Below are 13,321 nucleotides of genomic sequence, written 5' to 3'. Positions count from 1 at the left end.
TGGATGTTCTCAGTCGACCAAGCGCGCGAAAAAATGGCTAAGTCTTATCCAACACCTGTGCTCAACGAGTCATAATCTCTGAGACAGCACACTAGTTCATGTCACGCAGCTTTCGGCCGGTTTCCTGCAGCAGCTTGAAGGCCTGATATCGCCGATCATGTCTTTCTCTCATCGCACCCGAGGCAGGCCGGAAGACCTTTGCAATGCGCGACATGACGCCCATCGCGCTTGATATGTCGCAGTAGCAGCCACCGGCAACGGCACCGAGCATGGCAGCGCCAAGCAGCACCGGCTCCCGGCTCGTCACGCTGGCAACCTGCGTCGACGTAGTATCGGCGATCATCTGTAGAACGAGAGGGCTGTTTGCTGCACCACCACTGGCTATGATGAGGTCGATATCGATCGCCTTGGCTTCCAATGCGTCGAGCAGCTGCCGCAACCCGTAGCCGAGCCCGGCGAGGCCGGCAACGTAAAGCGCAACAAGCGATGCTTCATCCTCGTCAAGCGCAAGCCCGGCAATCAACGCACGCGCATCAGGGTCGGCAAATGGCGCGCGGTTGCCCAGGAATTCCGGCACCACAATGATCCCCCCGGCAAGATCAGCGGCGCCGTCGCCGGCGCGGGCGGCTGCTCGCTCCAAATAGCCAATGAGCGACAAACCCTCGACCTTGGCGCGTGCCTCGATTTCGGCAGCTGCCGGATGCATGGTCACCAGATGGTCGATGGCCGCGCCTGCCGCCGACTGTCCACCCTCGTTCAGCCACAGGCCCGGGACCATCGCTGAAAAATACGGACCCCAGACGCCGTCAACAAAGGTCGGCTGCTCTGTGGTCGCCATCGAGCATGCCGAAGTACCGAAGATGTAGGCCAGGCGACGGCCGATCTCGGCGCTGCCCAACGCTTCGTTCTCGACCGCCCCAAGTGTCCCGATCCCGCCGGCATGCGCATCGATGAGGGCTGCGCCAACCGGTGTCCCGACCAAGAGACCGAGGTCGGCCGCCGCCTGGCGAGAAAGCCCCGTGCCAAGCGCGGCTCCCGGCGCGACAATTTCCGTCCCAATCCGCTTGAAACCATCTCCTGCCAGATCCTCAAGCCCAATGGCGCGAAAGTAGTCAGCGTCCCAGCGCCCTTCATGGGCGAGATAGGTCCATTTGCATGTCACTGTGCAGACCGATCGCGACAAGCTGCCGGTCGCACGCCAGGTCAGATAGTCGGAAAGGTCGAAGAAGTGGGATGCAGCGTGATATTGCGCGGGTAGGTGCCGCTTCAGCCACAGGAGCTTCGGAGTTTCCATTTCCGGCGAGATGCGACCGCCGACATAGCGCAGAACGGCGTGCTCGCCGGCGTTGATCTCGTCGGCTTCCGCAACGGCCCGGTGATCCATCCAGACGATGATGTTCCTATCGGGATCGCCGGAACTGTTTATGCTGATCGGGCGTCCGTCCTCGGAGACTGCGACCAGCGAGCAGGTCGCGTCAAAGCCGATGCCGGCGATGGAGGCCGGATCGATGCCCGCCTCTTTGACGGCCTGGCGGACGGTGCGCGACACTGCCCGCCAGATGTCCTCACTGGACTGCTCTACGATGCCACCAGCTTCATGCCAGATGGCAATCGGGTGCTTTGCCGATGATAGCAAATCACCGCTCTCGCTGAACACTCCGGTCCGCGCGCTGCCAGTACCGACATCGATTCCGAGAAAGTGACGTCTCATATCTAGAGATCCGTGCTGTGAGGCAGAATGACGAGGTCGCGGATTGTCACATTCCGCGGCCGCGAGAGCATGAACATGACGGCATCAGCCACTTCGCTTGCCTCGATCAGCCCACCTGCTGCGATGGCTTCTTCGAGCTTCGCCTTCGGCCAATCGCTGATCAGGGCCGTGACAACGGGTCCCGGCGCAACGGCGCCGACGCGAATGCCGTGCTTCATCACCTGTCGGCGAACCGTGTGCACGAAAGCCTGTACCGCAAATTTGGAGGCGGTGTAAATCGGCTCCCAAACGACGGGAACGAGACCCGCAATGGAACTGGTCATGATGATGTCGCCGGTCTGCCGCTCAACCATGTGCGGCAGCACGGCCTGAACGGAACGGAAGGCGGCATTGATATTGAGGTTCAGCATGCGGTCCCAGGCATCCGGATCTCCCTCAACCACGTCTCCGCCAATATAGGCACCGGCATTGGCGTGGAAGATATCGAGCTTGCCGAACTTCTCCAGGACCTGCGGCATCATCGTCGCAACACTTTCCGGGCTTGTCAGATCGACGACCAGCGGGAGCGCCTGTGGCCCCAATTCGGCGCAGATCCGCTTTAATGAATCCTCAGCCCGGTCAATGAGGGCGACGTTGACACCCTCATTGATCAATGCCTTTGCGCATTCAAGGCCGATCCCCGAGGCCGCGCCGGTGATTGCAGCGACCTTTCCAGAAAGTTCCTGTCTCATAGCATTCCTTACCTTTTGTCTGGGTTTTACGCGCGTCCGTGGGACACTCGCGAACGGCGTGCAAGGGAGTCGACGATAACGGCAATGGCAAGAACGGCGCCGGTGATCATGTAGCGAAGCGACGATGACAGATCGAGCAGCGTCAGACCGTTGGCAATCGACTGGATAACGATGATGCCAAGCAGTGCCGAATAGGCGCTGCCGCGGCCGCCGAAGAGACTGGTGCCACCGATTACGGCAGCGGCTATCGCATTCAGGTTGACGTCGCCGGTGCCAGCCTGCTGGCTTGCCGATGCAAGGCGCGCAGCAGACAGTACGCCGCCGAGCGCAGCCAGCATCGAGCAGAGCATGAAGGCGCTCGTGTAGATCAGGCGCACGTTGATGCCGGCGCGGCGCGCGGCCTCGCGATTGCCGCCGACCGCCGTCATCGAGCGGCCCCACTTTGTGCGGGTTAGCGCATAGCTCATCGCTACGACAAGGCCGACGAACAGACCGAACATCCACGGAATGCCGCGGTCCTGGTTGAGATAAAAGACGATCAGCTCGAGCACCACGGTAATAATAACCGCACGGAACACGAGACTGCCAAGCGACTGCGAAGACAGGCTAGCCTCGCGGCGCCGCACGACGGTCCGGTAATCGGTCACGAACATCACGATCCCGGGAATGGCGGCCAGAACGTAGGAAACCGGGTCCGGCATGACCAACAGCTGGCCGAAGTTCACCACTGCAGAGCCGTAGGGCAGATTGATCGAACCGGTAGCGCCAAGCAGATAAAGCTGCATGCCGAGAACCGCCAGAAGACCAGCCAGTGTCGAAACGAAGCTCGGCATTCCGAGGCGGTTGAAGAGCAATGCATAAAGCGCACCGATGACACCGCCGGCGGCAAGAGCAGCGACAATCGCCAGCGCAACCGGCCAGCCTTCGTTGACCCAGAGCATGCCGACCAGCGCCGAAGCAAAGCCACTGATCGAGCCCACGGACAGGTCGATCTCGCCAACCATTAAGATGCAGACGATCCCAAGCGAGATGACGCCGACGGTCGATGCATCGAAAAGCAAATTGACGAGGTTGTTGGCCGAGAGGAAGATGGGATTGAGCGACGCAAAGACGGTCCAGATGAGAACTAGGCCGACGACGACCGGCAGCGAGCCTAGATCGCCCGATCTCACGCGATCGGCAAAGGCCCGGATGGCGCCGCTCACGCCGGTTTCATGCTTGACGCGAACGTCGCTCCTATCCAGCAACGGTGCGGATGGCGCGCTCTGATTGGCGTTGCTGCTCATGGGGTTCCTCCGTTCGTGATCTCGCGCGGCGCCTGGCGTCGGCTTGCCCTGCGGGAGACGGAATTGTCGGCGGCTCCTGTGATGGCGCTGACGAGTTCCTGATTGGTGGCGTCGGGATAGAATATTCCATTGTTGCGGCCGAGACGCAGGACGACGATGCGGTCTGCCACGGCCCGCACGTCCTCCATATTGTGGCTGATCATGATCACGCCGAGGCCACGGTCGCGGACCCGTTCGATAAGGTTCAAGACCTCCGCCGTCTGCGCCACGCCGAGCGCAGCGGTCGGCTCGTCGAGCATGATAAGCTTCGGCTCCAACAGCAGCGATCTCGCAATCGCCACCGTCTGACGCTGGCCGCCGGAAAGCGAGGCGATCGGAATGCGGACGCTGGGGATGCGCGCCGACAGCTCATTCAGGAGCTTCCAGGAGCGTACCTCCATCGACACTTCATCGAGCTTTAGCGGACTGGTCTCCCGGCCAAGGAAGATGTTGGCCACGACATCGAGATTTTCGCAGAGCGCGAGGTCCTGGAAAACCGTCGCAATACCGAGATCAAGTGCCGTACTGGGGTCAGCGAGCGTTACGGGTTTGCCCGCGAAAGTGATCGTGCCCGATGTCGGCTGGTGGACACCGGCAAGAATTTTGACAAGTGTCGACTTGCCCGCACCGTTGTCGCCGACCAGCGCCACGACTTCGCCCGCATGCACGTCGAGATCGATATCCGTCAGGGCCGAAACGGCGCCGAAATTCTTGGAGACGCCACGCAGGCTGAGCACCAGCTCGCCGGTCGGGGGCGCGTCATGTTGGTCGTCCATCATCGAGGCAAGCCTTTCCGTATGACTTCGTGATGCCTGCAATGAGCCCCCCGACGACATGCGCCGGAGGACCCTCGGGAGGAGTTCTTAGCTGCCGATACCAAGCTTCTTGCAACCCTCGGCGTAACGATCGCCGCAAAGCTGTTCAGGCGTCTGGATCGGCTTACCGTTGACGGTCTTGTCGATGATTTCGCCCTTCAGGTTCTCTGCAGTCACAAGCGCCGGCGTGAAGAGCTGCGTCGGTGTGTCGAACAGCTTCGTATCCGCCTTCGGCGTCTCACCGGAAAGCAGTTGCAGTGCGACGTTGGCGGCGGCGGCAGCAACGATCTCACTCGGCTTGGAAATCGTGTTGTACTGATCACCAGCAATGATCAGCTGCAGGCCGGCAATCGTCGCGTCATTGCCTGTCACTGGCGGGACCGGATCGACACCGGCAGCCTTGAAGGCAGCAACTGCGGCACCACCAGTACCGTCATTGGCCGCTACGACACCAATGATCTTCTTGCCGAAGCGGGTAATCTGGCCGCTTGCCCACTGCTGTGCCTTCGGCGGCGCCCACTCCGGCGTATCGTATTCGGCGAGAACTCGATATCCACCCTCGGCGATCCCGGCATGGATACCCTTCTTGATCAAGCCGGCGGCTGCATCGGTCGGAGAGCCGTTGATCTCAAGCAGACCACCGTCTTCTGGTTTGACGTTGTTCTTTTTCAAATGCTCGACGAGCGATACGGCAATCATCTTGCCGATCTCTTCATTGTTGAAGGAGACATAGTAGTCGGCTGCCGCGGAAGGGATCGGGCGGTCATAGGCGATAACCTTGACGCCTTGGCTCTGTGCCATCTTCACCAACGAGGCAGCAGCGGTGGAGTCAACCGGGTCGAGGATGATCGCCTTGGCCCCTTGCGAGATCGCGGAGTTGAACTGCTGTTGCTGACGGGATGCATCGCCGTTGGCATTCTGGTAGATCACCTTGCAGCCGGCGCAGAGCTTGGCCATTTCCGCCTGGAAGCCCGGGAAGTCATGCTCTTCGTAACGCGTCGAGCTCTGGTCGGGCATCAGGAAGGCGACAGTCGCGTCGGTGACTTTGGCCGACTGTGCAAAGACGGACGTTGCGCTGAGAAGGCCGAAGGCCAGGATCGCGGCGCCTGCGAGTTTCGTTTTGAGTTGCGTCATTTCGGTTTCTCCATTGAAGAGATCGATTGTTGCAGTGACCGTCTCAGGCGCGTGGTGGCCTGAGTGCAAAGCGCACAAAGCCTCTGCCGGAACCGCGGTCAAAGACCATCGCCGGCCATGCTGCTGAGGCGCACATGTTATGAATCTGAAGACAAGCGTTCTCTCGCGGAGGCCGCCACGGTCTCCGTTCGAACTTGCCATCAATGTGTCCTGTCTCCTCCCTGTCCTCCCTGGTTAGGCGGCCTCCACCGCTTTTTCGTTTTGTGCCCGCAAGGCTCGAAACCTGGAGGGCGGCATCCCTTTCTGCGCGAGAAAGTGTCTGTTGAAATTCGAAAGGTTGTTGAACCCAGACGCGTAGCAGATATCGATAACGGGCATGTCCTCGCCGCTCATCAACAGCTGGCAGGCGAGGTTGATGCGCAGGCGGTTCACATACTGAACCACCGAGAAGCCGGTATGTTTGCGAAACGACCTGGAGAACGCACTCGGCGTTTGACCGGCGATCGCAGCCAGGTCGGTTTCGGAAAATGGCTCCGTTAGTCGCTCACGGATAAATGCCAGGGCCTTGTTGGTGCCGATCGACATATAACCGGACGGATCGGGCTGATAGTCGGACGTGGTCAGCGCCACGCGATTGTTGGCAGCCGTCAGAAGTTCGACAAGCTGCATGAAAAGCGCGATGCGACGCGCACCGGTGGCATCCAGCATCTCCTGCATGATCGGTTTGGCGAGTGCGGCGGTCTCGACAGGGAAGAGGACGCCCCGACGGCTGTCGGCGAGCACCGAGCGAAACCCTTTGAGTTCCGGCAGGATGGCAAGCAGGCCATCGATGAATTGCTCGGAGAACTGCAAAACCATGCAGCGCTGCTCGATGCGCCGGTTGTCGAGGACTTCGCTTACCCAATTGTGCGGCAGGTTCGGGCCGGTCATCACAAAATTCCCCGGCTGGAAATCGCCGATGAAGTCACCGACGAAATAGCAGCCGGAGGTTTCGGTGATCAGGTGGATTTCATATTCGGGATGAAAGTGCCACCGCACCGTATGATAGGGATATCCATGCGACCACATCTTGAAGGACTCGCCGGAACGTATCTGGACGACTTCCAGATCGGGCTCTGATACATCCCTCATACGACTACCCCTCCCAGGGTCTCCTCACTCTGTTACTGGGCTAAAAGCAGGTGGAGCTCTCCCGGTTCCATCCCGCGACCATGAAAGAAGTTTAGCCGGATGCGACAGGGCGCTCCACCACATTTGCCCCTACGCACCGATACTTTTTTGTCATCCGATTCATGATTGCCTGGATGCCCAGCCGTGCATTTCCAGCTAAGTCTGGATCAGTCTGCATCAGCGGCGTTAGGGTCACGGCTCATCTAGGTTCAGCGTGTTCTTCTGGTGCTGCCGCGCAGAGCAGGGTGCAATTTTTAGCGGCTGGCTTGAAACGCAAGTTTTGCCGGCCTTCGAGAATCGGATTCTGGCGGTCGACCGTGCCGTTGCGAGGATGGCGGCCAGGCTACATGTTCCAGATCCTCAACCGATCAACGACGCTTATATAGCCGCGACAGCACTGATCCACGGGATGACGGTCGCAACGCGCAACGCTGCTGATTTTATGCCGACCGGCGTTCGTATTCTCAATCCATAGGAACCTTGAGGCTATCGCAGGCCAAGAGCCGATCTTTTTGGCACGATAGGCAATGTCTTCAACTTGCTCAATGACCTAAGATTTGGCTGAGAAAGAGCTGGTGCGATTCGACTGGGGGTTGCTGAAAATGCCTTGGGCTCGTTCTGCTCGACGATTTGCCCCTAATCCCCTTGGGGCGTGTAGCAGTTTTGTGGTGCGGATTCCCGCGTCGTTTTGGAGGCAAGATAAATGAAGGCGATGGTAGAGAGTGTTCGAAGAAGCGCAGAAACATCGAACTGGTACGCGGCGCTTGCACTGGCGCTGATGCTGCCGGATGTGTGTTCGAACATCGAAGGAACACCTGGTGGTGTGGGCGCACGCTATAGTAGCTGGTGCGATCGATGGATCTCGCCAATCTACTCGGATCAACATGATATCATCATCCCAGGCGGCGAATTCTATGTGTTAAGGTGCGCCTACCTGCACGAAGGTTCAGAAGACGTTTCCAACCAACAGAAAAAGGATGTCATCGAAAGATATCGGTTTCTTGCACCGCAGAAAGGCCTGACCGTTCATCCACGCCAGATTGGCGGAACCAGAATCTTCCAACTACCGATACAGCAATTCTGCGAAATATTCTGCATTGCAGCCGAATCCTGGTCGGCAACATTTTTTGCCACACGGCCTGATATGGCAGACAGTGACGACAGGATACTCAAGTTTTATGACCCAGCTGTTGATGGAATTCGTCTTACATAGTTGCGAGTTCGAGCGACCCGCGCCGTCGGGGCTCGATTGCAAAGGGAAGGCCACTTCCTCTTTTCAGTCGGCTTTGGATTTCCGCTTCGAGGCTACCGGACCAAGTGACCTGCCGCGGAACCTTCATCCGGCTGCAATTAGAACCTCAGCGATCAGATGGTCTCCGTCACCAGCTTCGTGTTGAAGAAGCTTTCCATCGTCTCCGTCCCGCCTTCTGACCCATAGCCGGAGTCTTTTATGCCACCGAACGGCAACTCCGGCAGCGCCAAACCGTGATGATTGATCGAAACCATGCCGCTTTGCATGTCGCGCCCGAGTGCGGCACTTTGCCGACGAGGTATACGCGTAGGCCGCAAGGCCATAAGGCAGGCGGTTGGCTTCCGAAATGGCGGATTCATACGTCGAAAAAGCGTTGACGACAGCAATCGGGCCGAACGGCTCGTCGTTCAAGACGCGGGCGCAGGGTGGCACGTCGGTGAGGACCGTGGGTTTGTAGAAATTTCCTTGGTTTCCAATCCGTTCCCCGCCGGTCGCAATCCTCCCCCCCGCGAGAGATGGCGTCAGCCGTGAGAGCTTCCATGGCTTCGACGTGCTTTCCGCCGGCAAGGGGGCCCATTGTTATCTCTGCGTCCAAGCCATTGCCCACCTTGATGGCCTCTGCCGCTTTCACGAAGCCGGCGAGGAACCTAGAACAGACCTTCTCCTGGACGAGGAAGCGAGTCGGAGCAACGCAGACCTGGCCGGCATTGCGGAATTTCGAGCCGGACAGGATCCGCACGGCGACATCCACGTCGGCATCGTCAAAAACGATTGCTGGGGCATGACCGCCTAGTTCCATCGTCATCCGCTTCATATGCACACCGGCAAGTACGGCAAGCTGCTTGCCGACAGCTGTCGAACCGGTGAACGTAATCTTGCGAATGATTGGGCGCGCAATGAGGTGGTTGGAGATATCGGCGGGAGTGGCATAAACGAGGTTGAGGGCGCCGGTTGGCAGTCCGGCATCGGCGAATGCGTAGACAAGTTCGGCACAGCTCCTCCGGTCCCTTGAGAATGATCGAGCAGCCTGCAGCAAGACCTGCCGCAACTTTACGAACGGCCTGGTTCAAAGGAAAGTTCCAGGGGCTGAAGGCGGCAACGGGGCCGACCGGCTCTTTGAGGAGGGGCGAACCGGGGAGGGGCAACCCGACCGTACGCCCGTCGGGCTTCCTCGGCGAACCAGTCGATCATATAGGCTGCTCCCAACGTCTCCGCCCTGGCTTCTGCGATCGGCTTGCCCTGCTCGAGGGTCATGATCGTTGCGATCTTCTCAACCCGGTCCCGCAGCAACTGCGCAGCCTTGTGCAACACCCTCGCACAATCGAAAGCGCTGACCTCACGCCAGATGTCAAACCCGGACTCGGTTGCGACAAGTGCGGCATCGAGGTCGTCGCGGCCGGCATTGGCGACAGTTCCGATGATTTCACCTGTGGCTGGGTTGACCATCGGCAGGCGATCGTTCGAACCGTCCCGCCAAGTGCCATCGATAAAGAGTTGGGTTTCTGGGTAGTCCGACATCTGGTTCTCCGATGCTCTTGAATCAGTAACCGAGGGCACAACCATCCTTGCGATGGTCCGACGCCCCGAGCAGGGTTCCGTGCTCTTGGTCAATCCAAATCGCCTGCGCGCCGCCAATGGCCGATTTCGGAGGAACCACTTTGAGGCCTCGGCCCTTGAGATTTTCGCCAATCGCGGTTCGAATTGTTTCCTCCGCTTCAATCGTTAGTGTGCCGGGGAGGGGGAACAGACGAGGAAGATCGACCGCCGATTGGATATCCATGCCGAAGTCGAACAGCTTCGACAGAAAGTGAGCATGTCCCATAGCTTGATAGTGACCTCCCATAACACCGAACGAGAGGGTCGCTTTGCCGTTTCGCGTGACCATTCCTGGGATGATCGTATGCATCGGCCTCTTGCGCGGGGCGATCGCGTTTGGATGCCCCTCCTTCAGCACGAAACTCTGGCCGCGGTTGTGGAACAGCACGCCCGACTTCGGTGCCATCAGTCCGCTGCCGTAGGGATGGAAGACCGAATTGATGAAGCTGACGGCATTGCGGTCTTTGTCGACCACCGAGATATAGACCGTGTCCGAGTGCTCGACGCCTTCAACGACACCCGTGACATTACCAGCTTCTTTCAAGTTGATGCTCGAGGCAAGACGGTCGGCAAGTTCATCCGACAGAAGAAAATCTGCCGGGACATTCGAGAAGGCGGCGTCTGCAAGCCAACGTTCGCGCGCTGCATAGGCAAGCCGGGTCGCCTCGACTTCAACATAAAGGTTGTCGGGATCGAGGGGGTCGCCTGACGGCGCAAAACGCTCAAGAATCTTGAGGATCATCAATGCAATGATACCTTGCCCATTTGGTGGGCATTCGTGAACCGTCCAGCCGCGATAGGTTGCGCTGATAGGGGTGACATATTCCCCAGCGGCGGATGCGAAATCCTCGATTGTGTGCAGACCGCCGAGCGAGCGAAGATAAGAAACCATGTCTTCGGCGACATCGCCGCGATAGAAGGCATCCCGGCCGTGGCTGCCGATCGCCGACAACGTCTGTGCGAGTTGCGGCTGACGCTGAATGGATCCAACTGCGGGAACTTCATCGTTGTCGAGAAAAATGCGGCGCGTCGACGGGTCGAGTGCGAGCATGGCGCGCTGATGCGAAATATCAGCGGAAACGCGCGGTGTAATGCCATAGCCGTCATGCGCAAGCGCGATTGCTGGCGCCAAGATATCGGCCATCGACATGCGCCCATGATCTGCGACGAGGCGCGTCCAGGCGTCGACAGCGCCGGGAACGGTCACCGCGTGAGGCGAAGACCGCGCGATCTCGGAAATTCCCTGGTCCTTGAACCATTTGAGATCCACGGCCGCGGGTGTGCGACCAGACCCGTTATAGGCGATCACCTGGTCGCCTCCGTTGGGGGCTAGCAACGCGAAACAATCGCCGCCAATGCCGGTGGAGCCTGCCTCGACCACGCACTGGACGGCGCAGGCTGCTACTGCCGCATCGATGGCCTTGCCGCCACTTTTGAGGATGTCGATAGCGGTCATGGTTGCCATGGGATGGGAGGTGGCGGCCATGCCGCTACGGCCAACGGCAATCGAGCGCCCCGGTTGTTCGAAGTTCCGCATGCTGTTGTCCTTTCAGCGTCAATAAAGGGTTCTTCCGCATATTTGGTGCAGGTCAGGGTCTTCGCCTGCTTGCGGTTTCGCTATGGTTGTTCAGGAGGCCGTTCCACAGCATTTTTTGAATTTTTTGCCTGATCCACATGGGCAGGGATCGTTTCGGCCGGGACTGGCAAACGAGCGCAAGCCAGCAGAGACGCTCTTCTTTTCGAGTTCGGACATACGCCAATAGGCCGCTATTGCCAAAACGGTGTCCGGCAGGGCCTCAATTGCGTCGTCAATCACCTGCTCTTTTTCCTCGGTGGCGAGTTCATCGGGCAGATTGCCGGGATCACAGAGCATCATGATGGGAACGAGCAGCATCGCGGCTTCAGACTTGAGCATCTTCGTCCAGTGACGCTGGCGCAACGCGAAGGACTCGACAAAGCCGTCAGCCCAGTCCCAGGCGATGACGGTGTCGCCGGATTCCCAAAAAATAGGCTCGACGGTCTCGTTGTCGATTTGCCGGACGATCTCGTCGTACCGGCCCATAATGGCCCCAAGGACAGCCTGGGCTTGGCTCTCATCGTCGAACTGAGGCGTAGTCTCGCCCCAGATAACCGGCAACCACTCGTCGGGCGGGATTGCCTCCGGCCCGACGGCGATGCCGGTCAAAAAGCCATCTAGATCGGACAGCAGCATACTCTCCGCTGGAGAACTGTCGGACATGAGATAGGCTTCGAGATCATCAAGGCTCATTGCTTCGGTGAAGGATGTCTGATGCGCAGTCATATCGCGATCCTTGTAGCGCTTCGAACAAATCTAAGGCCGAGGCGCCGCCACAGGCAATGCTGAATGGTTCCAGTCACCGTTCAATTGTCCGCACACTCGTGCCGACCTGTGGCGCAATCTGCCTCGCACAGGTGATCCCCGCATCACCCAGGCGCATCACCTTCTCATACAGATCACGACGTTGCCGCTTTCGCTGGTGCCGCAAGCTTTGCAGCGATGTTTGCTTCTGCGATGGGTGTTCTCGGGCCTCATGACTTCCTGCGGCGATCTCATTCATCGCGGCGACGCTGCCAAGATGGACAGCTTTGCGATAACGACCGACCGCCAGACGAAGAGCCTCACCCAGATTCGCGAGAAGATGCCATCGATCCGCGATCTGAGCGGCATCAGGGGCGCCTCGTCGCGCCCCTTCTGCATAAACGCCAGCACGGTCGCGGGCGATGATTTCTACGCCGGAATGTCGGGCAAGCCATTCGGCTACGACATCAGCATTTCGTTCGGGAAGCAGATCAAGAACGCGGTTGCGTTCCAGATCGCAGACAATCGTGCCGTAACGCTGACCCTTGCGCCAGGCCCAATCGTCGATACCAACGATCCGAGGGGCAGGGTAGGCTTCATGCACCGATGCGCTCACCATTCGCAAAAGTGTATCGCCGCTCACAGGAATGGTCAGCTTTTGCGATAAGCGACCGCCGGGCTCGCCTCCCGCCGTAAGCCCGACCGCTGTTTGCGCCGCTCTGAGGCGGTTGGTTCGACGGGTTTGGTGGAAACCAATTCCGGAAATCGTTCGGTGAAGATACGCGTTACGCATTGTCTGTCGACACAACGAAAACGCCTGGCACGAAGTCGGATCGCCGCAGCTTGATCCTGGAAAGGCAGATCGGCAAGCCGGCGCAGGTAATGGCTGTGAACGCGCCCGCTGGATCGGTCGCAACTGGGGCTTGCCGAGGCCGAAATCGACCGCGCCGAAATAACGACTGTCCCACCTTGGCGATCGACCTCCACGACCTCGAAATTCTCTGGAAGCAACGAGTTGAAAAAATGAAGCACGAGCAAATCACTGCATAGACTACGATTCCGAATCTATGACCGTATTCGCGCCGTACGTGAATCCTCCTGCACCAAATATGCGGAAGAACCCAATCAAGATAAGACACGCTATACAAGTACCCATATTGCGTGGCTGAGGCGGATCGTGCCCCGGGAGGTGGTGTAGGTCCTGAGGTTTAGGCGGCCATCAGTGTTTTCCATTTAGGGTCGGGTTGTTCAAGACCAACCTGATGGA

At 59.0% G+C, this 13,321-nt stretch carries 11 protein-coding genes and 1 pseudogene; 3 read left to right on the top strand and 9 right to left on the bottom strand.

The features are described from left to right. Positions 1–91: 91 nt before the first annotated feature. The 6 genes from FHX09_RS29065 to FHX09_RS29040 all read right to left on the bottom strand — a co-directional run bounded on the left by FHX09_RS29065 (position 92) and on the right by FHX09_RS29040 (position 6,847). A complete protein-coding gene (locus FHX09_RS29065; RefSeq protein ID WP_184451082.1) occupies positions 92–1,711 on the bottom strand; it encodes an FGGY-family carbohydrate kinase in 1,620 nt (539 codons plus the stop codon). Positions 1,712–1,713: 2 nt separating this feature from the next. Further along, positions 1,714–2,442, bottom strand: a complete 729-nt coding sequence (locus FHX09_RS29060; protein WP_007798823.1) for an SDR family oxidoreductase — start codon at positions 2,440–2,442, stop codon at positions 1,714–1,716. A gap of 26 nt (positions 2,443–2,468) precedes the next feature. After that, positions 2,469–3,728 carry an ABC transporter permease gene (locus FHX09_RS29055; protein WP_007798827.1) on the bottom strand — a complete coding sequence of 420 codons (1,260 nt, stop codon included), beginning with the start codon at positions 3,726–3,728 and terminating at the stop codon, positions 2,469–2,471. Continuing rightward, positions 3,725–4,546, bottom strand: a complete 822-nt coding sequence (locus FHX09_RS29050; RefSeq protein ID WP_132589634.1) for an ATP-binding cassette domain-containing protein — start codon at positions 4,544–4,546, stop codon at positions 3,725–3,727. Before FHX09_RS29050 ends, FHX09_RS29055 begins: the two co-directional genes overlap by 4 nt. 84 nt (positions 4,547–4,630) lie before the next feature. After that, complete coding sequence (locus FHX09_RS29045) at positions 4,631–5,716, bottom strand: sugar ABC transporter substrate-binding protein (RefSeq protein WP_132589636.1); 1,086 nt, start codon at positions 5,714–5,716, stop codon at positions 4,631–4,633. 234 nt (positions 5,717–5,950) lie between these two features. After that, a complete protein-coding gene (locus FHX09_RS29040) occupies positions 5,951–6,847 on the bottom strand; it encodes a helix-turn-helix domain-containing protein (RefSeq protein WP_132589638.1) in 897 nt (298 codons plus the stop codon). Between the two features lie 253 nt (positions 6,848–7,100). On the opposite strand from FHX09_RS29040, the gene FHX09_RS29035 reads away from it, so the two are divergent. Both FHX09_RS29035 and FHX09_RS29030 read left to right on the top strand, forming a co-directional pair. Then, positions 7,101–7,361 carry a PIN domain-containing protein gene (locus tag FHX09_RS29035; protein ID WP_132589640.1) on the top strand — a complete coding sequence of 87 codons (261 nt, stop codon included), beginning with the start codon at positions 7,101–7,103 and terminating at the stop codon, positions 7,359–7,361. A 228-nt stretch (positions 7,362–7,589) separates the two neighbouring features. Next, on the top strand, positions 7,590–8,099 hold the full coding sequence (locus FHX09_RS29030; protein ID WP_184451080.1) for a hypothetical protein: 510 nt from the start codon (positions 7,590–7,592) through the stop codon (positions 8,097–8,099). Between the two features lie 152 nt (positions 8,100–8,251). Here FHX09_RS29030 and FHX09_RS29025 read toward each other — a convergent pair. The 3 genes and pseudogenes from FHX09_RS29025 to FHX09_RS29015 form a co-directional block, all read right to left on the bottom strand. Then, positions 8,252–9,656: pseudogene (locus FHX09_RS29025) on the bottom strand (NAD-dependent succinate-semialdehyde dehydrogenase). A gap of 22 nt (positions 9,657–9,678) precedes the next feature. Then, positions 9,679–11,271: a gamma-glutamyltransferase gene (ggt, locus tag FHX09_RS29020; protein WP_132589644.1), complete on the bottom strand. Its 1,593-nt coding sequence runs from the start codon at positions 11,269–11,271 to the stop codon at positions 9,679–9,681. Positions 11,272–11,361: 90 nt separating this feature from the next. Beyond that, on the bottom strand, positions 11,362–12,003 hold the full coding sequence (locus FHX09_RS29015; protein WP_183722526.1) for a YecA family protein: 642 nt from the start codon (positions 12,001–12,003) through the stop codon (positions 11,362–11,364). 283 nt (positions 12,004–12,286) lie between these two features. On the opposite strand from FHX09_RS29015, the gene FHX09_RS30220 reads away from it, so the two are divergent. Beyond that, positions 12,287–12,721: a hypothetical protein gene (locus FHX09_RS30220; protein WP_245505439.1), complete on the top strand. Its 435-nt coding sequence runs from the start codon at positions 12,287–12,289 to the stop codon at positions 12,719–12,721. The last annotated feature ends 600 nt before the right edge of the window (positions 12,722–13,321 follow it).

The sequence above is a fragment of the Rhizobium sp. BK538 genome, assembly GCF_014197575.1.
Lineage (GTDB): Bacteria > Pseudomonadota > Alphaproteobacteria > Rhizobiales > Rhizobiaceae > Rhizobium.
The sequence above is the reverse complement of the archived record's forward strand: the minus strand, read 5'-3'. Positions and strand labels throughout refer to the sequence as shown.